Here is a 21,330-nt window from a genome sequence, read left to right as displayed (position 1 = left end):
AATATAAACAAAAAGGAGAAATAAAAGATGACGAATATGACAAGTATCCCACCGTATAAAAATGAACCGTTTACCGATTTTACAAAAATCGAGAACCAGCATGCAATGGAAGCCGCTATTCAAAAAGTAAAAGAGGAATTAGGAAAAACCTTCCCCCTTGTAATTGGCAAAGCCAAAATTATGACAAAAGAAAAAACGGTATCGATTAATCCGGCGAATGTAGATGAAGTCATCGGAGAAGTAAGTAAAGGGAATAAAGAGTATGCAGAAAAGGCCATGCAGGAAGCCTTGCAATCGTTTGAGACATGGAAGAAAGTAAAACCAGCTGAGCGTGCTGAATATTTGTTTAAAGCTGCACAATTAATGAGGGAAAGAAAACATGAGTTTTCCGCATACTTAATCTTAGAGTCAGGGAAGAACTGGGTAGAAGCAGATGCAGATACTGCGGAAGCAATTGACTTCCTTGAGTTTTACGGGAGAGAAATGATTCGTTTAAGTGAGACATCGATCCACCAACCGCTATACCCGACAGCTGGTGAAGTAGATAATAAGATTACCTATATTCCGCTTGGGGTAGGGGTTGTTGTTTCTCCATTTAACTTCCCGCTTGCTATTATGGCAGGGACAACAGTTGCTGGAGTCGTATCGGGAAATACCGTTATCTTAAAGCCGTCCGATAATACACCAGTTATTGCTGCTAAGTTTGTAGAATTAATGGAAGAAGTGGGTTTGCCGTCGGGTGTTATTAATTATCTTCCTGGCGATAGTTTGGAAGTAGGAGAATATTTAGTGGAGCATCCTAAAACAAGATTCATTTCCTTCACTGGATCTCGTGCTGTAGGCTGCCGTATCTATGAGCGTGCATCTGTTGTACAGCCTGGCCAAATATGGTTAAAGCGAATTGTAGCCGAAATGGGTGGGAAAGATGGCATTGTAGTCGATGAAACAGCAGATCTTGATGCAGCAGCAGAAGCGATTGTGGCAGCGGCGTTTGGTTTTCAAGGTCAAAAATGTTCTGCTGGATCTAGAGCAATTATTGTGGAATCTGTGTATGATAAAGTCGTAGAAAAGGTAGTAGCACGAACAAAAAATTTAGCTATTGGCCTACCAGAGACGAATGCAGCAGTAGGGCCAGTGATTGATGAAAAAGCATTAAACAAAATACTAGGCTATATTGAAATTGGCAAAAACGAAGGGAACCTCGCAATAGGTGGGTCTCGTGCAGAAGGAAATGGCTACTATATTGAACCAACCATTTTTATAGATGTTCCCGCAGATGCTCGCATTATGAAAGAGGAAATTTTTGGTCCAGTCCTCGCAATCTGTAAGGTGCCTGATTGGAAAACAGGTATTGAAGTATATAACGATACCGAATATGGCTTGACCGGCTCCTTTTTTTCTACTCAAGAAGATCGAATCGAGTATGCATTAGAAAATCAGCATTGCGGCAATTTATATATTAATAAGAAATGTACAGGTGCATTAGTAGGAGTGCACCCATTCGGAGGCTTTAACATGTCTGGAACGGACTCCAAAGCAGGAGGATTCGACTATCTGTTACTTTTCACACAAGCTAAACTAAGCACAAAAAAAGTACTGTAATCAGTGTAATTGCTAGCTGTCTTTTGGGGAAATGATGGCAGGCAGAGTAAATCCATAGTCAAAAATAAACCAACTTAATCAAGCTGACTCTATTAGGAACACAAGAATATTACTAGAAAGAAGTAGTAACCTTCTGCATTTTAATCATTCGAGTGGATTCCTTTTAGTGCCAGCTTTTTTCTATAGAATAAATTGCATCCATTTTCCCTTATTGGAAAAACGGTTATTTAGTGATAAATTAACAATAATAAGGAAAGAAAGGATAAAGATATGTTTACAGATTCGCAAATGAAGATTGAAACTTCATTTACCATCCTCTCAGACGACGAAAAAATTAGTACGCTAACAGAGGTGTTAGCAGATTATTCCTACGTTATTATTGAAAGTGAGCAGTTATTTACGATTGGAAATGCTGAGCAGTACCTATTAGCAGCTGTAAGGAATAGTCAAACAATAAAAGACTGGCTGCAAGTAAGTAATATATTACCTTCAGAGGTAATTACTATACAGGATATAAAAAAGGACAATCTAAGTTGGTTAAGACCAGTCATTATAAAGAAACAAAATGAATTTCAAGGGATTGTGACTGCGGCAGCAAGAATCCAAGCTTTACAAAAGGAAAATAAATATATCGCTACTTATTTTGAAACACTTGCTGAGACTATGAATGATGCCGTAACAGCAGTAGATAGTCACGGAACCGTTTTTTACTGGAATAGTGTAGCAGAAGATACCTATCAAATTACAAAAGAAGCAATTATCGGTAAAAAAATCGGCGAGCATTTTGAAACAGACTCGATTCAATTACATCGTATCCTAAAGGAAGGAAATCCGATTAGAGGTACGTATCACCGCCCAAATGAACATACACATGTGTTAATTAATGCTTCACCTGTTCTTGTAGATAATAAAATAATTGGTGGCATTTCAACAGAACATGATATTACGAAGCTAATACACCTAAATCAAGAATTAGATTCGACTACCTCTATATATGTGCAAAAGGATGAGCCTTTTTCCTCTATTTTATCAAGCAGCAAAGAAGTGAAAAGAGCGGTTGAAATGGCACAAAAGGTAGCCTCGGCGGAAATACCGGTTCTTATATCTGGAGAAACAGGTACAGGAAAAGAACAGCTTGCACAAGCGATTCATTATGGGGGATCGAAAAAAAAGAATCCGTTTTTATCGTTAAATTGTTCCACTGTTCCAAAAGATTTAATGGAGATGGAACTGTTTGGATATCAGAAAATGACTTTTAATGCGGGAGATCCAGTAGAAATAGAAGGAAAGATAGAGCAGGCTGAGTCAGGGACACTATTTATCGAAGAAGTGGATAAAATGCCTTTAACTGTTCAGGAAAAACTTTTGCACTATATGACAGAGCGATCCTTTACTAGGGTTGGCGGAGAACAGCAGAAAAAGCCAGCAACAAGACTTATTTTGTCATCTACCCAGCCTTTAGGAGAGTTAGTAAGAAAAGGGGAATTTAATGAAAGGCTTTATTACCAAATTAGCGTTATTCATATTGAAATTCCTCCACTCCGCAAACGAAAAGAAGATATACCGCGTTTAGTTAATAGTTTTCTAAAAATGTACAATGAAAAATATCAGAAAAACGTAACAAAAATAAATGAACAAGCAATGCATATTGTATGTTCATACGATTGGCCAGGTAATATAAAAGAGTTGAAGAATGTAATAGAACATAGTCTATTAGTATGTGAGGGAAATAGGGAATTAACTCTTGAACATATCCCGGCAGAAATTGTAGAGAAGTATAAGGTTTCTATTCGGGGTGAAAAAGGGAATAGGGAAGATAACGAAATGGAACGAATAAAAGAAGCGCTCAAAAAAACATATGGAAATAAGAGTGCTGCAGCAACATTGCTAGGAATATCAAGAGGAACTTTATATAACAAAATAAAAGAATTTGGCCTTAAATAAGAAATCTCGCATTTTTTCCTCCATCATTTCATAGTAATAGATTAAATACTAGATGGTGGGGGGATTAGAAAGATGCATATCATTCGACAAGCAGAAATAGGGGATTTAGAAAGGATTGCTGCTTTTTTAACAAAAGCAGAAGTGACAGTAGAAAGATTGCAAGAATGGCTGGACTGCTTTTTGCTTATGGAAGCGGAAACTGATCAAACTCTGATAGGCACCATTGGAATAGAACCTTTTGGGAAAATAGGATTGCTTCGTTCGATGGTTCTTTCTAAAGGAACGGTGGAAGATATATTGTTTTTAATACACCAAGCGTTAAAATTAGCGAAGGATAAAGACCTAGATGCCATCTATTGTAAGGTTCATAATCCGCATTCCATGCAATTATTTCATTTATTAGGGTTTCAAGCGATAGAAGAAGAAAACATTCCAGCAGCATTGAAAGAGTCGAATACTGTAAAAAGCGTTTTCACTGTTGATAAGTCGCATTTTATGTATATTCCGATGAATATTGTGGATAAATAGCAAAAGTTATCCACTTTTCAGGGGTGTTTATTCACAATTTGGGGACAAGTCAGATTTTTATCCCCATTTAAGGAGAAACTTGTCCTTTTCCACAAATGGTGGTATTGTCGAAAAATGAGGAATAAGAAGCGATTTAGCGTAATTGATATCAAAATGGAAAAAGGTGGATTTTAATGAAGACAAATTATTGGTCAGTGGATAAAAATGTGGATAAAGAGGAAAGTTATTCACAAATACAACAAGCTGCTGATCTTTTAAGAAAAAATGAGGTCGTTGCGTTTCCGACAGAAACGGTTTATGGCCTTGGTGGAAATGCAAAAGAAGATTCCGCCATTTCAAAAATATTTGCGGCTAAAGGAAGACCGTCTGACAATCCGCTTATCATACATATTGCAAAACGAGAGCAATTAGATGAGTTAGTAGAAAAAGTACCGGCAACAGCAGAGAAATTAATGGATGCTTTTTGGCCGGGACCACTTACGATTATTTTTGAAAAGAAAAATGGGGTGTTATCGGAGTTAGCGACTGCTGGTCTTTCTACAGTGGGAATTCGAATGCCTAATCACCCTGTCGCATTACAGATTATTGAACAATCATCCCTGCCAATCGCAGCTCCAAGTGCTAACCGTTCCGGGAAACCGAGTCCCACGAAAGCGATTCATGTGAAAGAAGATTTAGATACATATATTGCCGGAATAGTGGATGGTGGTTCCACAGGAGTAGGTGTTGAGTCTACTGTTGTTGATTGTACGGATGAGAAAGTAATGGTTCTCCGCCCAGGAGGCATTACGAAAGAACAACTAGAAAGTGTTGTCGGTGAAGTGAAAGTTGATCAGGCGCTGACTGATACGGAAATAAAACCAAAGTCACCTGGGATGAAATACACTCATTACGCTCCAAATGCTCCATTGTTTTTAGTGGACGGTTCTAAGGAGAAAATTCAATTACTAATAGAAGAAGAAAAACAAAAGGGACATAGAGTTGGTGTTTTAACTACAAAGGAAAATAAAGCATTCTATCGAGCTGATTTTGTTTATGCTTGTGGTAAACGGCTGGATCTATCTACGGTAGCTGCTGAGCTATATGATGGTTTGCGAAGCTTTGATCATCAGCAAGTCGATATTATCTTCGGAGAGATGTTTCCGACAGAGGGCGTTGGACAAGCTGTTATGAACAGATTGATGAAAGCTGCTTCTCACCAAGTAATAAAATAGTGTTTAATGAGAAGTCATCTCTTAAAAATATTTGCGGATATTTAATTCTAAAAGAACTTGGACGTGCATAATCTCTAATGAGCAAGTCCAAGGGGGCCAAAGAATGTCTGCAGTTGTGGGAGAACTTTTTACACTTATTTTAATGGCATTTGCTTTAGGAATGGATGCATTTTCGGTTGGGCTAGGAATGGGGATGTTTCAACTAAGATTAAAGCAAATCGCAAAAATCGGCTTTATAATTGGAATCTTTCATGTAATAATGCCTTTACTGGGGATGATTACAGGGAAGTTTCTTTCGGAAAATTTCAGTGAAATAGCCGGATATATAGGTGGAGCACTTCTAGTTTTATTAGGAATTCAAATGATTTGGACTGGGTTTAAAGAAGTGGAGACAAGTCGAATTACGCCGGTTGGTTTCGGCTTGCTTCTATTTGCGGTTAGTGTAAGTTTGGACAGCTTCTCCGTTGGCTTAAGTCTAGGAATATACCAGGCAAGAACAGTAGTAGTTCTGCTTTGCTTTGGAATTAGTGCGATGGTACTGACGTGGTTAGGCCTACTAATTGGAAGAAAAGTACAGGGCTGGTTAGGCTCTTATGGAGAAATGCTTGGGGGAGGAATCCTTCTTATTTTTGGAATCAAGCTGCTTATTAGTTTATAGTAGTATTAGATACGGAGAAGTGGCTTTCATCATTGGGTGAAAGCCATTTCTCATTTCCTTGTTTAGAAAATGATAGAGTGAAAAGATAATTTGAAGGTAATGTAACATACTCCAATTAGTAAATGCTGAAAATGTCCTAGCTTTAACCGATAATAAACGAGTATTTGCACTATCTTCTTTGTAGATAAAATAGAATTATTAGGTAAAATGGTCTATAATAGAACCATATAAAGGAGGATAATGATGATTCGCATATTGTTTGTTTGTACAGGTAACACGTGCAGAAGTCCAATGGCAGAGGCTATTTTAAAGCATAAATTTGCTTCTGAAGTCGAAGTCAAATCCGCTGGAGTCTATGCGGTAGATGGTAGTGCTGCATCTTTGCAGGCACAGGAGATTCTTTCTGAAAAGGGAATCCAGCATAACCATTCTTCCACAATGGTCACAAAAGAGTTAATAGACTGGGCAAATTATATATTCACAATGACAAAAGGGCATAAAAATATGCTTGTATCAGCATATCCATCCTCCATTGAGAAAACGTTTACGATAAAAGAATATGCAGAGGATGACCCAGATGGGGATGTGAGTGATCCTTTTGGAGGACCAGTTTCAATTTATCGAGACACATATGAAGAATTGGAAATATTGATAGATAAAATAATGGAAAAAATAACAAAAAGTGAATGGTAAGGTGCTTCTTATTCACAAGGGGGAAAAAGAGTGGGGACGAAGGTGCAGTATAAGTTTAGTTTACGAAAGAAATTGGCGCTATTTATTACAATTCTTGCAATTATTACGTATTCAACGAGTGCTTTTTTTATGTATATTCTCTATCCAGCCATTGAAAGCAAAATCGCCATTAGTTCCGTTATTTTTAATATTGTCACCTTAGCATTAGGCGTATTTTGGTCTGGTTTTTTAGGCTTTTTGGCGGCAGGGCTTATTATTAAACCGTTAAAGCGATTGGAACAAAGTGCATTAAAAGCCGCACACGGAGATATAAGCAGGGATGCAGAAGTGTCCAAATCAGATGATGAAATCAAATCCTTAGGCTTAGCTTTTAATCATATGCTGTTTAATTTACGCGACATGGTTCAAAGTATTGAAAATAATTTTAACAAAACAAACGAAACAGTAAAACGGATCTCTGCTGAATCGGATAACGCGCTAGAGCAAACATTAGCAATTTCTAATTCGGTTGGTGAAATTGCTGGGGGTGCTGAAATGTCTGCACAAAGTGTCCAAGCCTCAGCAGAGTCTGTAGAAGAATCAATGAATATCGCTCTTGTCGTGGAAGAAAAAGCGAATATGTCCAAAGCTATTTCCGAACAAATGTCTGAAAAGTTAGTAGAGACAAATAAAGTAGTTCATTCCTTAGTGGATGGAATGATGGAATTGGCAGTAGAGAATACGCATTCCCTAAAGTCTGTACAAAATTTAGAGATTCATTCTAAAGAAATTGAAGAAGTGTTAAAGCTTGTTGGAGAAATTGCCTCACAGACAAATTTATTAGCATTAAATGCATCTATAGAAGCGGCGCGAGCTGGAGAACATGGTGCTGGCTTTAGTGTGGTAGCCGAAGAAGTAAGAAGACTTGCTGATGAGAGTGGCAAAGCGGTAGAAGGAATTGCGGAGATTATCCGCAATATGCAGACAGAAGTTAGAAATGTCGTTGAACAAATTACAAACCAAGTCGAGAATGCTCAAGAAAAAGCGGAAACAGGGAAGAAAACGAATTTAATTTTTAATGAAATGAATGAAACTACAAATAAAATGGTAGATGCAACAGCTGATATAACCGAATTGATTCATAAGCAAAAACAACAAATTTATGAAACAACCCAGCAATCACAAGAAGTTGCAGCAATTGCGGAAGAAACGGCTGCAGGAGCACAACAGGTAACGAATATTGCGGATAATCAAACGGCACTTATACGCAAGGTGGATGGATTGGCATTGGAATTACAAGCGCATGCAGAAGAACTGCAGCAAACCATTTGTCGCTTTCACATTAAAGAATAGATAGTTTACTTGTACTCCCTATATCTTTGTGCCATGATGGTTATAGTATAAGAAATGTAGGTAACTTGAAGAGGGGTGTTTTAAATGAATGAGGAAACACTTAAGCTAAAGGAGCAGCTACGAACAATTCTAACGGAATATCAAGAACAGGTACAGCTGAAACAACAGCAATTATTTGTGATTGGCTGCAGTACAAGTGAAGTCATCGGTCAAAAGATTGGTACCGCGGGAACGGTAGATGTCGCTTCCTTAATTTTTGAAGAATGCCAAAAATATCAGCAGCAAGCAGGAATTTCGCTTGCTTTTCAATGCTGTGAACATTTAAATCGGGCTTTAGTAGTCGAAAGAAAAGTGATGTTAGCAAGGAACTTACCGGAAGTTTCTGTTGTACCGGTGCGTCATGCGGGTGGAGCGATGGCCACTTTTGCCTTTCAGCAGATGGAAGATCCAGTGGTCGTAGAGTTTATTCAGGCAGATGGTGGAATCGATATTGGCGACACCTTTATTGGCATGCACTTAAAGCATGTTGCTGTACCAATCAGAACCTCACTGAAGGAACTAGGAAATGCTCATGTCACACTAGCAAAATCCCGTCCTAAATTAATTGGTGGTCCAAGAGCTGTATATGAGAACACAAAAGAAAATCTTTCTTGTTAATGAATAACCAATGAAATTCCTGCATGTTTTTAGGGATTTTGTTGGTTTCTTGTTTTTATGGACTGGAGCTGAAGGAAGAGAATCTAAGGTGTATTGAGAAGGAGGAAGGACGAAGTTAAGTAGAGTAAGAGAAAAAAGATATTAGAGACTACGACACTTCCACTCTCCTATCCCATTCCCATGAGTACTATTGTTAAATAATAATTCTTTGCTAAGAAAACCACCCAATAATAATGAAAAAATTATTTTTTAACACAGGTTCATTTTATTGAAATAGTAGAAAAATAAATATTTTTGTATCTTTCTAAAAAAATAACGAAAATACTTTGGAAAAACCGAACGAAAAGTGTATAAATCATTTGATAATTCGTAAATTAGCTCTTTCTTTTTAAAATATATACATGATAGAATAGAGGCAGATTTACGGTGGAAAAGAGAGAATAGTCGGGAGGAAATACATATGAAGCATTTAGCGGAGCAAGATGAACTGGTTTTTAAAGCAATACAACAAGAATTAGGACGCCAAAGAGCGAAGATTGAATTGATTGCATCAGAAAACTTTGTTAGTGAAGCGGTAATGGAAGCACAAGGATCTGTATTAACTAATAAATATGCAGAAGGTTATCCTGCTAAACGTTATTACGGTGGATGTGAATATGTAGATATTGTAGAAGATATTGCTCGTGATCGTGCGAAGGAAATCTTCGGTGCAGAACATGTAAACGTACAGCCGCATTCAGGTGCGCAAGCAAATATGGCTGTTTATTTTACCATTTTAGAGCATGGAGATACCGTGTTAGGAATGAATTTGTCTCACGGTGGGCATTTAACACATGGTAGTCCAGTTAACTTTAGTGGTGTTCAATATAATTTTGTGGAGTATGGTGTGGATAAAGAAACACATTATATTAATTACGAAGATGTTCGTGAAAAAGCGTTGGCTCATAAGCCAAAGTTAATCGTAGCTGGAGCAAGTGCGTATCCACGTGAAATTGATTTTGCGAAATTCCGTGAAATTGCTGATGAAGTTGGAGCATACTTAATGGTCGATATGGCTCATATAGCTGGTTTAGTTGCTGCGGGCTTACATCAAAATCCAGTTCCATATGCTGATTTTGTTACTACTACAACGCATAAAACGTTACGTGGACCTCGTGGAGGAATGATTCTATGTAAAGAGGAATTTGCCAAGAAAATTGATAAATCTATTTTCCCGGGAATTCAAGGTGGTCCGCTGATGCATGTAATTGCAGCAAAGGCTGTTGCATTCGGGGAAGCACTGCAAGCTGATTTTAAAGATTATGCAGTGAATATTATTGCAAATGCAAAGAGATTAGCAAGTGGTCTGCAAAAAGAAGGATTAAACTTAGTATCGAACGGCACGGATAATCATTTATTATTAGTTGACCTCCAATCATTGGGTTTATCTGGAAAGACAGCAGAGCATGTATTAGATGAAGTGGGGATTACTGTAAATAAAAACACTATTCCTTATGATCCAGCAAGTCCTTTTGTGACAAGTGGAATCCGCATTGGAACAGCAGCGGTAACATCTCGTGGATTTGGTTTAGAGGAGATGGATGAAATAGCTTCTATTATTGGTTTTACACTTAAAAACCATGAAGACGCTGAGAAGTTAGCGGAAGCTGCTAAAAGAGTAACAGCATTAACGAGTAAATTTGAATTGTACAAGGAACTATAAGAGGAAGAGAACAGTTGATAAGGCGTATAGCGGCTTATCAATTGTTCTCTTTTTTTAAAACGATTTTTTTCTAGGTTTTCGGAAAAACTATCAGAGAAAATTCAAATTTAGAAAAGAATTTCAGTTGATTCAGTAATACTTTTTCTGTAGAATAAATAGAAGTGTGTTAACGAAGTATCCTGTCGAAAAAAGAGGATATTTATACTAATGAAGGAACGGAGTGAATAGTTGTGGCAAAAGTATATGTATTTGATCACCCATTAATTCAGCATAAACTTACATACATCAGAGAAAAACAAACAGGTACGAAGGAATTTAGGGAGTTAGTAGACGAAGTTGCTACTTTAATGGCTTTTGAAATTACTCGTGATATGCCATTAGAAGAAATTGAAATTGATACACCGGTCGCAAGAACAAAATCAAAAGTTCTTTCAGGTAAAAAAATTGGTATCGTTCCTATCCTGCGTGCTGGTATTGGAATGGTAGACGGGGTTCTAAAATTAATTCCTGCTGCGAAAGTTGGACATATTGGATTATATCGTGATCCTAAAACATTAAAGCCAGTGGAATACTATGTTAAGTTACCTTCTGATGTCGAAGAAAGAGATTTTATTGTTGTAGACCCAATGCTTGCTACTGGTGGTTCTGCAATTGAAGCAATTCACTCTTTAAAAAATCGAGGCGGAAAAAATATTAAATTTATGTGCTTAATCGCAGCTCCTGAAGGGGTGGAGGCGTTAAAAGAGGCACACCCAGATGTAGATATCTACATTGCGGCATTAGATGAAAAACTAAATGAAAAAGGTTATATTATCCCAGGTCTAGGAGACGCTGGAGACCGATTGTTTGGTACAAAATAATATCGTTCCAAAAAGGCCCAAAGCAGCTTAGCTTTGGGCCTTTTTTATTCCGCTCATCTCCTAGGGAAAAGAAACTTTATATCATTTCATTATAAGCTTTTCCTGCTTCCTTTGTGCTAACAGAACTGCAAATCGCATTGCTTCTTTATAACCTTATTAAATTAGAGAGAGTTTTTTGCTTTTAACAATAATGAAATAAATATTTGTGAGAAAAGTCACATTCGGATTGTGATGTGTATTTTTGGCAATACATAAAAACACAACTTGCGGTCAAAATAAAAAGCATAAAGATTTGCAGGGGGCGGTAATAATGCTACAAAAAACACTCAGAATTCTCCTCTTTATACCACTATTACTATCACATTTAACAATGGCAGCATCTTTAAAAACTCCAAATCTTCCCTCGCAAAATTTCAATGAAGTTCAAATTGCTATTGTGCATACAAAGAAGAATTATGCCGAACAAGAAATCGATCGGCTTCTTAGTCGATATCCAGATTTAAAAAGAAGATATATTTTTACAGAAGTATTCAGTGGTTTTTCTGTTGAAGGACCGGTATATGAACTTGAAAAATTAAAACAAAGCGAAAGCGTGAATCAAGTCTCAAAGGTTCAGACTTATATGGCAGAAACAGAAGACCCGGTTGAAATAATTGGAGCAGATGAAATTAGGAATTACTTAGGCAAGTCATTAGAACATATTAGTGGCAAAGGAATAAAAATAGGGGTCATCGATACAGGGATAGATTACCAACATCCTGATTTAGCCAAAAATTATCGGGGTGGCTATGATTTCGTGGATAAGGACAAGGACCCGATGGAAACAAAAGGGTTAGGGAATAAAGATACTTTTCATGGAACTCATGTTGCTGGAATTATTGCAGCAAACGGAAAAATCAAAGGAGTTGCTCCGAACGCAACAATTTATGCCTATAGAGCATTAGGTCCAGGTGGTTCTGGAACAACAGAACAAATATTAGCAGCAATCGATAGAGCTGTCAGAGATAAAGTTGATATTATCAATTTATCATTAGGCAGTGATGTGAACGGCCCTGATTTGCCAATTAGTCTTGCTTTAAACGAAGTCGTTAAGAAGGGGATAATTGCAGTTGCAGCAGCTGGAAACGCTGGTCCGGCTGAATGGACAGTTGGTTCTCCAGGAACCGCAGCTAAGGCTATTTCAGTAGGCGCTACCACGCCCAATATCCATACTCCTTTTTTTACCATAGATGATAAGAAAATTGCCTTAACAAATATGGAGAACAGTAAGGAATGGACGGGGATGGCATCTATTCCATTAGCAAGCGGTGGGATAGGAAAGAAGCAGCAACTGACGAACGTAAAAGGAAAGTTAGTATTAATAGAAAGAGGAGAATTGACATTTACAGAAAAAGTGCAGAATGCCTATGAGGCTGGGGCGGTGGGCGTATTAATATTTAATAACTTGCCCGGAGCATTTCAAGGAATGCTAGAAAAAGAAGTACCTTTACCAGTAGCAGGAATTACAAAGGAGGAAGGAGAATTTATAAAGAAGACTATTCAAAAAAAGAAAATATATGTAACCATCGAAAAGAAGTGGGAAAAGGATATACTGGCAGATTTTAGCTCGCGGGGACCTGTTACAAGTACATGGGAAATTAAACCAGATGTTCTCGCGCCTGGAGTTGTGATATATAGCACAGTCCCTGATGGATATATGGCTTTACAGGGAACAAGTATGGCAGCTCCTTTTGTTGCTGGAGCGTGTGCGTTATTGTTGGAAGTGCATCCTGACTGGGGACCAGAAGAAGTAAAAGCGGCTTTAATGAATACCGCAAAGTCAGTCAAAAATAGACAAAATGTGACATATAAAGTATACGAGCAAGGGGCGGGTCGAATTCAAGTTGACCAAGCCATAAATGCCAATGTTTTAATCATGCCAGGAAGTATTCGTTTCGGAAAATATAAATTAGTAAAAGAAAAGAATCAATATAAAGCGTATATCACCATTAAAAATGTGGGGAAAAGAAGAGAAAAAATTTCCTTTGATTTTCCTAAAGGAAAGCGCGGGATTAGTTGGAAACTTCCCCTTTCTTTTACACTAAAACCAAGAGAAGAGAAAAATGTTCCAATAATAATGAATATTGATGATAACCTTTTCAATAAGAAACTGCAAGATGGTATAATTAAAGTGAGAGCAGGCGGAAAATTAATTGAATTACCCTATTTATATGTATTGGAAGAACCAGATTATCCAAGAATTATGGGGTTCGATTTTCATAAGAAGAATGGAGAAAGTTGTTATGAGTATGAGACCTATCTGCCAACTGGCGCCGAGGAATTTGGAATTGCACTTTTTAGAGAAGATACATTACAATTTGTCCGGTTTCTAGATTGGAAAAAAGAAGTGAAAAGAGGTCGATTAAAAGGTGAATTTGCCTTAACGAAAGTAGAGGAGGCAGGGACATATCGAATGAAAATATTCGCCAAAAAAACTGGGAAAGAGGACATGCTTGAAAAAATTCTAAAAATAAAATAAGCTATAACAAAGAGATTGTTAAATGGTGAGCAATGAATTTTTTTTTTGTATTTAAATGCATTGACATTGACAATACCCTATTGTATGCTTACAAGGGGTATGAATAGGTTTTCACCCGCGGAGTATCAAGATTTTAACACTAGTATAGTGTTAATAGAGTTAAGGGGCAAGCGATATAATCGCTTCGTTTATCGGATGAAAAGGAAGGATAAACATATGGTATAATGCCCGAATGATACAAAAGGAATGTGCTTTTTCTCTGCTTCGCTTTATTTTCGCGGGTTTAGAGTGATGCCCTGAAAATAAGGAGGATAGAGAATTGGAACAATTGTTTGAGATTTATATGAGGGTTAAGAAATACCTTTATTTCTTTTTATCATTTTGTGCATTTGCTTGGGCGTTCACCCCCTATCAATCTGTTTTTCTTGGTCTATTTGTCGGGACAAGTGCCAGTGTATTCAATCTCACCTTACTGGTTAGAAGAGCAAAGGTCTTTGATAAAGCCATTGAAGAGGAAGGGAAGGTTTATGGCTTAGGAACCATTTCCCGAATGGCTACAGCAGTAATAGTTTGCTTAATTGCCGTAGAATATCCACAAAAAGTTCACTTAATAAGTGTTGTAATTGGATTGATGACAGCTTATATTGTCATTATGGCAGATTATTTAGTGCGTTATTTTATTTTACATAAGAATGGTGAGAAAAGAGGTGAGTAATATTGCATCATGAAGCACCTACCAAAGTGTTTTTAGGATTAACTTTTAACCTATCTAATGTTTTAATGATTGTTGTATCAAGTATAATTGTATTTTTAATCGCATTTTTTCTCACTCGGAATCTTCAAATGAAGCCGACAGGCAGACAAAATTTGATGGAGTGGATTATGGACTTTGTCCGTAATATTATTAAAAATAACATGGATTGGAAAGACGGAGGAAGGTTTCATGTTTTAGGAATCACGCTTCTAATGTATATCTTTATTTCCAATATGTTAGGTTTACCTTTTGCTATTACAGTGCATCATGAGCTTTGGTGGAAATCGCCAACTGCAGATCCAGGTGTCACATTAACACTAGCAATTATGGTTGTGGGTTTAACTCATTACTACGGTGTCAAAATGCGTGGTACAAAAGGATACTTTAAAGAGTTTGTCCAACCAGTAGGATTTTTATTACCATTGAAAATAGTTGAGGAATTTTCTAACACACTCACACTGGGTCTTCGTTTATACGGAAACATTTATGCAGGTGAGGTACTACTAAACTTACTAGTAAATGGTTTAGCGAAAGCCAATTATATTGGAACAGTAGCGGCCTTCCCATTAACAATGGTATGGCAGGGATTCTCCATTTTTATCGGAAGTATCCAAGCATTTATTTTCACTTTATTAACAATGGTTTATATGGCTCATAAAGTAAGTCAAGACCATTAATATATATACCCAGTTCAGAATATGGACAAACTTTATAATAATTACAATTTAGGGAGGATTTTAATAATGGGTTCATTAGCAGCAGCAATTGCAATTGGTTTAGCAGCACTAGGTGCAGGTTTAGGTAACGGATTAATCGTTTCTCGTACAGTAGAAGGGATTGCTCGTCAGCCAGAAGCAAGAGGTATGCTTCAATCAACAATGTTCATCGGGGTTGCATTCGTAGAGGCGATTCCTATCATGGCGGTTGTTATCGCGTTTATGGTTCTTTAATAGAATACGAATATATTTATTCCAGTTATGGCGAAGATCATTCGATAAGAACCTTCGCCATTCCTTTATTTAAAATCAACAATTCACATAAAAAACACGCAAAAAAGCGTATTATGATAGCTTAAAAATTGTTCCTATTAATTTATAAATAAGCATATTCACCTTTTTTCCATAAGCGAATAAAGGTTTCCAGTATGTGATACAAACACTATCTGAAAGGAGTGAATCAAGCGTGTTCACAAATGGATTAGTATTAGGTGCCGTAATGAATTTTGCGGGCGGTGATGTAATCGTTCAATTACTATCTTTCTTATTATTACTGTGGGCAATCAAAAAGTTTGCATGGGGTCCTTTAATGAAAATGATGAAGGATCGTGAGGAATTTGTTGCAAATGAAATAGATAATGCAGAGAAAAGCAGACAAGAAGCTGCCAAACTATTAGAAGAGCAAAGAGTATTATTAAAAGAAGCGCGCAATGACGCACAAGAGTTAATTGATAGAGCAAAACAACAAGCAGATGCTCAAAGAGAAACTATCATTGACGATGCCAGAAAAGATGCAGAGCGAATCAAAAACTCTGCTTTAGTAGAAATTGAACAGCAAAAAGAAAAAGCTGTTGCAACAATTCGCGATCAAGTCACTTCTCTTTCTGTTTTAATCGCTTCTAAAGTGATCGAAAAAGAATTAAATGAGCAGGATCAAGAAAAGTTAATTCATGATTACATTCAAGAGGTAGGCGAGAAACGATGATGGATACAGGTGTTGCAAAGCGTTATGCTTTAGCCCTTTTCCAAATCGCCAAAGAAAACGGACAGATTGATCAACTAGATGAAGAAGTACGAGTAGTAAGGACATTAGTCACTTCTTCGCCTGATATTCATACATTTCTACAATCTCCTAATATTGCATTAGAAAAGAAAAAAGAAATGGTGAAAGTGGCATTTGCCTCTGCGAGTGAGTATATTCAAAACCTTTTAATGCTATTGATTGATCGTCATCGAGAAGAGATGATTACTAGTATATGTGATCAATTTATTGCACTAGTTAATGAAGCAAAAGGGATTGCAGATGCAAAAGTATATTCCATCAAACCGTTAACAGACGATGAGAAAAGAGCTATTTCAGCTACATTCGCTGCAAAAGTTGGGAAAATATCGCTAAATATTGAAAATATCATTGATTCTAACCTATTAGGCGGAATTAAGGTAAGAATCGGTAATCAAATATATGATGGTAGTCTTCAAGGGAAGCTGAACCGTCTACAACGACAATTATTAGGATAGTAATTCTTTAGATAGGGGTGAAACGCATGAGCATCAAAGCGGAAGAAATCAGTGCTCTTATAAAAAAGCAAATTGAAAGTTACCAATCAGAAGTTCAAGTAAGTGAAGTTGGTACAGTAATTAATATTGGTGATGGTATTGCTCGTGTACATGGCCTGGATAATTGTATGGCTGGAGAGCTTGTTGAATTTTCTAATGGGGTAATGGGCTTAGCTCAAAACCTAGAAGAAAGCAATGTAGGTATCATTATCCTTGGTCCTTATACAGATATTCGTGAAGGTGATGAAGTTCGCCGTACGGGAAGAATCATGGAGGTTCCAGTAGGAGATGCGCTGATTGGACGCGTAGTAAACCCTCTTGGTCAACCAGTTGATGGACTGGGTGCAATCAACACTACGAAGACTCGTCCAATTGAATATTTAGCTCCTGGTGTAATGGATCGTAAATCGGTAAGTGAGCCACTACAGACAGGAATTAAGGCTATTGATGCGTTAGTGCCGATTGGTCGTGGACAACGTGAGTTAATCATCGGTGACCGTCAGACAGGTAAAACATCTGTAGCGATCGATACGATTCTTAACCAAGCAGACCAAGATATGGTTTGTATTTATGTTGCAATCGGACAAAAGGAATCAACAGTACGTAACGCTGTAGAAACATTACGTAAAAATGGTGCATTAGATTATACAATCGTTGTAACAGCATCTGCATCTCAACCAGCACCACTTCTATACCTAGCTCCATATGCAGGTGTAGCAATGGGTGAAGAGTTTATGTATAACGGTAAACACGTTTTAATCGTATATGATGATTTAACAAAACAAGCATCTGCTTATCGTGAACTGTCCCTGTTACTTCGTCGTCCTCCAGGTCGTGAAGCATATCCAGGGGATGTCTTCTACTTGCATTCACGTCTTCTTGAGCGTGCCGCTAAATTGAGTGATGCAAAAGGTGGAGGATCTATTACGGCGCTGCCATTTATTGAAACACAGGCAGGAGATGTTTCTGCTTATATTCCAACAAACGTAATTTCGATTACCGATGGACAAATTTTCTTACAATCTGATCTCTTCTTCTCTGGCGTACGTCCAGCGATCAATGCAGGTTTATCTGTTTCTCGTGTTGGTGGTTCTGCCCAAATCAAAGCGATGAAAAAGGTTGCTGGAACATTACGTCTTGACCTTGCATCATACCGTGAGTTAGAGTCATTCGCTCAGTTTGGATCTGATTTAGATAAAGCGACACAAGATAAATTAAATCGTGGTGCTCGTACAGTAGAAGTATTGAAACAAGATCTTAATAAACCATTAAAAGTAGAAAAACAAGTTGCGATTCTATATGCACTTACACGTGGTCATTTAGATGATATTCCTGTAGTGGATATTAAACGTTTCGAAGAAGAATTCTTAAATTGGTTAGATCATAATCATACAAATGTGGTAGAACATATTGTTACAACAAAGGATCTTCCATCTGATGATGATATGAACGCAGCAATTAACGATTTCAAAAAAACGTTTGTAGCTTCTGAATAAGAAGGCAAACTTATAGATTGGTGGTGAGAATCTTTGGCATCTTTACGTGATATAAAAGCTCGTATTGACTCAACAAAAAAGACTAGCCAGATTACGAAAGCCATGCAGATGGTGTATTCGGCTAAAATGAATAGAGCGGTTATTAATGTAAAAGCATTTATTCCGTATATGTCTAAAATGGAAGAAGTAACACATTCTGTGGCTCTAGGCAGCTCAGGTGTTAGCCATCCAATGCTTCAAACACGACCTGTTAAAAAAACAGGATATCTGGTTATTACTTCTGAACGTGGATTAGCAGGAGCATACAACAGTAACGTACTAAGAAAGCTAAATCAAACAATTAAAGAACGTCATCAATCAAAAGACGAATATGCCATAATTGTGATTGGTAGAATCGGGAGAGACTTTCTATTAAAACAAGGACATAATGTCATTTTGGATGTAGTGGGTATTCCTGATTTACCAGATTTCCTAGATATTAGAGATGTAACAAGCAAAGCAGTAGGTATGTATGATGATGGTACTTTTGATGAACTTTATGTTTACTATAGTCATTATGTAAGTGCTATTCAGCAGGATGTGGTAGAGAAGAAGGTTCTTCCGTTAACGGAAATGGATGCTTCTAATAAAACATTAACATCCTATGAATTTGAGCCATCAGCAGAAGAAATTCTCGATGTTCTATTACCACAGTATGCAGAAAGTCTATTATATGGTGCTCTGCTTGATAGTAAAGCAAGTGAGCATTCTGCACGTATGACAGCGATGAAGAATTCTACTGATAATGCGAAAGAATTAATAGACAATTTAAGTTTACAGTATAACCGTGCAAGACAAGCAGCGATTACACAAGAGATTACGGAAATCGTTGGTGGAGCTGCAGCGTTAGAATAATGATACAAATAAGTTCTGCTAAACTTAACGTTTTAGCAGAACCTGCTTTAAGAAAGTTTAGGAGGGAAATTAATGAGCACAGGACGAGTTCTTCAAGTTATGGGACCAGTTGTTGACGTGAAGTTCGATGGAGGAAGTCTACCTGACCTTAACAACGCATTACGTGTTGTTCAAGATCCAAGTAGTTCTTCTAACATAGAATTAACCCTTGAAGTGGCCCTTCATTTAGGTGATAACACAGTTCGAGCTATTGCGATGTCTTCTACAGATGGTGTTACAAGAGGCGCAGAGGTAATAGATACTGGAAAATCTATTTCCGTACCTGTTGGGGATGTTACACTAGGTCGTGTATTTAATGTATTAGGAGAAACAATCGATTTAGATCCAGAAATTCCAGCAAGTGCAAGACGTGATTCTATTCACAGAGAAGCTCCTAAGTTTGAGCAATTATCAACCCAAGTAGAAATTTTAGAAACTGGTATTAAAGTAGTAGACTTATTAGCGCCATATATTAAAGGTGGGAAAATTGGTCTATTCGGTGGAGCTGGTGTAGGTAAAACAGTTTTAATTCAGGAATTAATCAACAATATCGCGCAAGAACATGGTGGTATTTCTGTTTTTGCTGGTGTTGGGGAACGTACTCGTGAAGGAAATGACCTTTACCATGAAATGACGGATTCAGGCGTTATTAAGAAAACAGCGATGGTATTCGGACAAATGAATGAGCCGCCAGGTGCTCGTATGCGTGTTGCCTTAACAGGTTTAACGATGGCTGAATATTTCCGTGATGAACAAGGACAAGACGTACTTTTCTTCATCGATAATATTTTCCGCTTTACTCAAGCTGGTTCTGAGGTTTCCGCGCTGCTTGGCCGTATGCCGTCAGCAGTTGGTTACCAGCCGACATTAGCAACTGAAATGGGTAAATTACAAGAACGTATCACATCAACAAATGTAGGTTCTGTAACTTCTATCCAAGCAATCTATGTACCAGCGGATGACTACACAGATCCAGCACCAGCTACAACGTTTGCTCACTTGGATGCAACAACAAACCTTGAGCGTAAATTAACAGAGATGGGTATTTATCCAGCGGTAGATCCACTTGCTTCTACTTCTCGTGCCCTTTCTCCTGAAATAGTTGGAGAAGAGCATTACAATGTAGCGAGAAATGTACAATCTACATTACAGCGTTATAGAGAGCTTCAAGATATCATCAGTATCCTTGGAATGGATGAGCTAAGCGATGAAGATAAATTAGTTGTTCACCGTGCAAGAAGAATTCAATTCTTCTTATCACAAAACTTCCATGTTGCCGAACAATTTACAGGTCAAAAAGGTTCTTATGTACCTGTAAAAGAAACGGTAAAAGGATTTAAAGATATTCTTGAAGGTAAATATGATCACCTTCCAGAAGATGCATTCCGTTTAGTTGGTCGTATTGAAGAAGCAATCGAAAAAGCTAAATCTATGGGTGTAGAAGTATAAAATAATCAGGAGGGGTAGTAATGAAGACGATTAAAGTCAATGTAGTAACTCCTGATGGCCCGGTGCATGAATCAGATGTAGAAATGGTGATCGCAAAAGCAGAAAGTGGAGAACTTGGAATTTTAGCAGGCCATATTCCGATGGTTGCTCCACTTAAAATAGGAGCTGTTCATTTGAAAAATGGTTCAGATTCTGAATATATAGCGGTGAATGGTGGAATATTAGAAGTTCGCCCAGATCAGGTGACAGTACTTGCTCAATCTGCTGAATTAGCGGAAGAAATTGATTATGATCGTGCCTTACGTGCTAAGGAGCGCGCAGAACAAAGATTACATGCTCAAAAATCAGAACATGTGGACTTTAGACGTGCAGAACTTGCTCTTCAACGTGCAATGAATCGTATATCCATTGTTGAGAAAAAATACTAAAAAAGTCCCTAAGGGGGCTTTTTTTAGTGGGGTAGATTTAAAGTGAGGATTAAGACAGCAAAGTAGATTTCCTATTTTTTAAATAGATAATGGCAAGTAAATAATGGAAAAACACTCTGAATGGGGCTTAAAAGTGTACCGAACAATCAGTAGGGAAGAGAGATAATTACTTCGGATAAATATTTACGATTTTAAGGATGGAAAAAATAAAAAAATAATTACACAAAGTGAAACCTTTTTATAAGTCAATACGTCAAATAAGAGTTGAAACAGAAGGGATAGATGGGAG

20 protein-coding genes are annotated in these 21,330 nt (G+C 37.5%); all 20 read left to right on the top strand.

Annotated elements, in window-relative coordinates:
- Positions 1 to 27: 27 nt before the first annotated feature.
- The 20 genes from pruA to NSQ92_RS20620 all read left to right on the top strand — a co-directional run bounded on the left by pruA (position 28) and on the right by NSQ92_RS20620 (position 21,041).
- A complete protein-coding gene (gene pruA / locus NSQ92_RS20715) occupies positions 28 to 1,602 on the top strand; it encodes an L-glutamate gamma-semialdehyde dehydrogenase (RefSeq protein ID WP_144544780.1) in 1,575 nt (524 codons plus the stop codon).
- A gap of 270 nt (positions 1,603 to 1,872) precedes the next feature.
- On the top strand, positions 1,873 to 3,546 hold the full coding sequence (locus NSQ92_RS20710; protein ID WP_144544782.1) for a sigma 54-interacting transcriptional regulator: 1,674 nt from the start codon (positions 1,873 to 1,875) through the stop codon (positions 3,544 to 3,546).
- A gap of 72 nt (positions 3,547 to 3,618) precedes the next feature.
- On the top strand, positions 3,619 to 4,074 hold the full coding sequence (locus tag NSQ92_RS20705; RefSeq protein WP_061800835.1) for a hypothetical protein: 456 nt from the start codon (positions 3,619 to 3,621) through the stop codon (positions 4,072 to 4,074).
- 173 nt (positions 4,075 to 4,247) lie between these two features.
- Complete coding sequence (locus NSQ92_RS20700; protein ID WP_061800834.1) at positions 4,248 to 5,288, top strand: L-threonylcarbamoyladenylate synthase; 1,041 nt, start codon at positions 4,248 to 4,250, stop codon at positions 5,286 to 5,288.
- 103 nt (positions 5,289 to 5,391) lie between these two features.
- Entirely contained in the window at positions 5,392 to 5,946 is a 555-nt protein-coding gene (locus tag NSQ92_RS20695; RefSeq protein ID WP_047940740.1) for a manganese efflux pump MntP, read from the top strand.
- Between the two features lie 240 nt (positions 5,947 to 6,186).
- Entirely contained in the window at positions 6,187 to 6,639 is a 453-nt protein-coding gene (locus NSQ92_RS20690) for a low molecular weight protein arginine phosphatase (protein ID WP_061800833.1), read from the top strand.
- Positions 6,640 to 6,669: 30 nt separating this feature from the next.
- The gene (locus NSQ92_RS20685) at positions 6,670 to 7,971 is read left to right on the top strand and encodes a methyl-accepting chemotaxis protein (protein WP_047940738.1); all 1,302 of its coding nucleotides are present in this window, start codon (positions 6,670 to 6,672) and stop codon (positions 7,969 to 7,971) included.
- An 84-nt stretch (positions 7,972 to 8,055) separates the two neighbouring features.
- Positions 8,056 to 8,628, top strand: a complete 573-nt coding sequence (locus tag NSQ92_RS20680; RefSeq protein WP_251687857.1) for a TIGR01440 family protein — start codon at positions 8,056 to 8,058, stop codon at positions 8,626 to 8,628.
- Between the two features lie 460 nt (positions 8,629 to 9,088).
- Entirely contained in the window at positions 9,089 to 10,330 is a 1,242-nt protein-coding gene (gene glyA, locus NSQ92_RS20675; protein WP_061800831.1) for a serine hydroxymethyltransferase, read from the top strand.
- A 230-nt stretch (positions 10,331 to 10,560) separates the two neighbouring features.
- Entirely contained in the window at positions 10,561 to 11,190 is a 630-nt protein-coding gene (gene upp, locus NSQ92_RS20670; protein ID WP_047940735.1) for a uracil phosphoribosyltransferase, read from the top strand.
- A 310-nt stretch (positions 11,191 to 11,500) separates the two neighbouring features.
- Positions 11,501 to 13,708, top strand: coding sequence for a S8 family serine peptidase (locus NSQ92_RS20665; RefSeq protein WP_251687859.1), 2,208 nt, complete (start codon positions 11,501 to 11,503; stop codon positions 13,706 to 13,708).
- Between the two features lie 319 nt (positions 13,709 to 14,027).
- Positions 14,028 to 14,423 (top strand): ATP synthase subunit I, encoded by a 396-nt coding sequence (locus tag NSQ92_RS20660; protein ID WP_047940733.1) that lies wholly within the window; start codon positions 14,028 to 14,030, stop codon positions 14,421 to 14,423.
- A gap of 2 nt (positions 14,424 to 14,425) precedes the next feature.
- Entirely contained in the window at positions 14,426 to 15,139 is a 714-nt protein-coding gene (atpB, locus tag NSQ92_RS20655; protein WP_047940732.1) for a F0F1 ATP synthase subunit A, read from the top strand.
- 66 nt (positions 15,140 to 15,205) lie between these two features.
- Complete coding sequence (atpE, locus tag NSQ92_RS20650) at positions 15,206 to 15,412, top strand: F0F1 ATP synthase subunit C (protein ID WP_016204791.1); 207 nt, start codon at positions 15,206 to 15,208, stop codon at positions 15,410 to 15,412.
- A 232-nt stretch (positions 15,413 to 15,644) separates the two neighbouring features.
- Positions 15,645 to 16,163 carry a F0F1 ATP synthase subunit B gene (atpF, locus tag NSQ92_RS20645; protein ID WP_047940731.1) on the top strand — a complete coding sequence of 173 codons (519 nt, stop codon included), beginning with the start codon at positions 15,645 to 15,647 and terminating at the stop codon, positions 16,161 to 16,163.
- Entirely contained in the window at positions 16,160 to 16,696 is a 537-nt protein-coding gene (locus NSQ92_RS20640; RefSeq protein WP_047940730.1) for a F0F1 ATP synthase subunit delta, read from the top strand. The genes atpF and NSQ92_RS20640 overlap by 4 nt, the downstream gene beginning before the upstream one ends.
- A gap of 26 nt (positions 16,697 to 16,722) precedes the next feature.
- Positions 16,723 to 18,231: a F0F1 ATP synthase subunit alpha gene (gene atpA, locus NSQ92_RS20635; RefSeq protein ID WP_061800830.1), complete on the top strand. Its 1,509-nt coding sequence runs from the start codon at positions 16,723 to 16,725 to the stop codon at positions 18,229 to 18,231.
- A 33-nt stretch (positions 18,232 to 18,264) separates the two neighbouring features.
- Positions 18,265 to 19,125, top strand: coding sequence for an ATP synthase F1 subunit gamma (gene atpG / locus NSQ92_RS20630; protein WP_047940728.1), 861 nt, complete (start codon positions 18,265 to 18,267; stop codon positions 19,123 to 19,125).
- A gap of 72 nt (positions 19,126 to 19,197) precedes the next feature.
- On the top strand, positions 19,198 to 20,613 hold the full coding sequence (gene atpD, locus NSQ92_RS20625) for a F0F1 ATP synthase subunit beta (protein ID WP_047940727.1): 1,416 nt from the start codon (positions 19,198 to 19,200) through the stop codon (positions 20,611 to 20,613).
- Between the two features lie 20 nt (positions 20,614 to 20,633).
- Positions 20,634 to 21,041, top strand: coding sequence for a F0F1 ATP synthase subunit epsilon (locus tag NSQ92_RS20620; protein WP_047940726.1), 408 nt, complete (start codon positions 20,634 to 20,636; stop codon positions 21,039 to 21,041).
- Positions 21,042 to 21,330: the final 289 nt, after the last annotated feature.

The organism is Niallia sp. FSL M8-0099, assembly GCF_038006945.1.
Classification (GTDB): domain Bacteria; phylum Bacillota; class Bacilli; order Bacillales; family Cytobacillaceae; genus Niallia; species Niallia circulans.
This window is presented reverse-complemented; position numbering and strand designations above follow the sequence as displayed.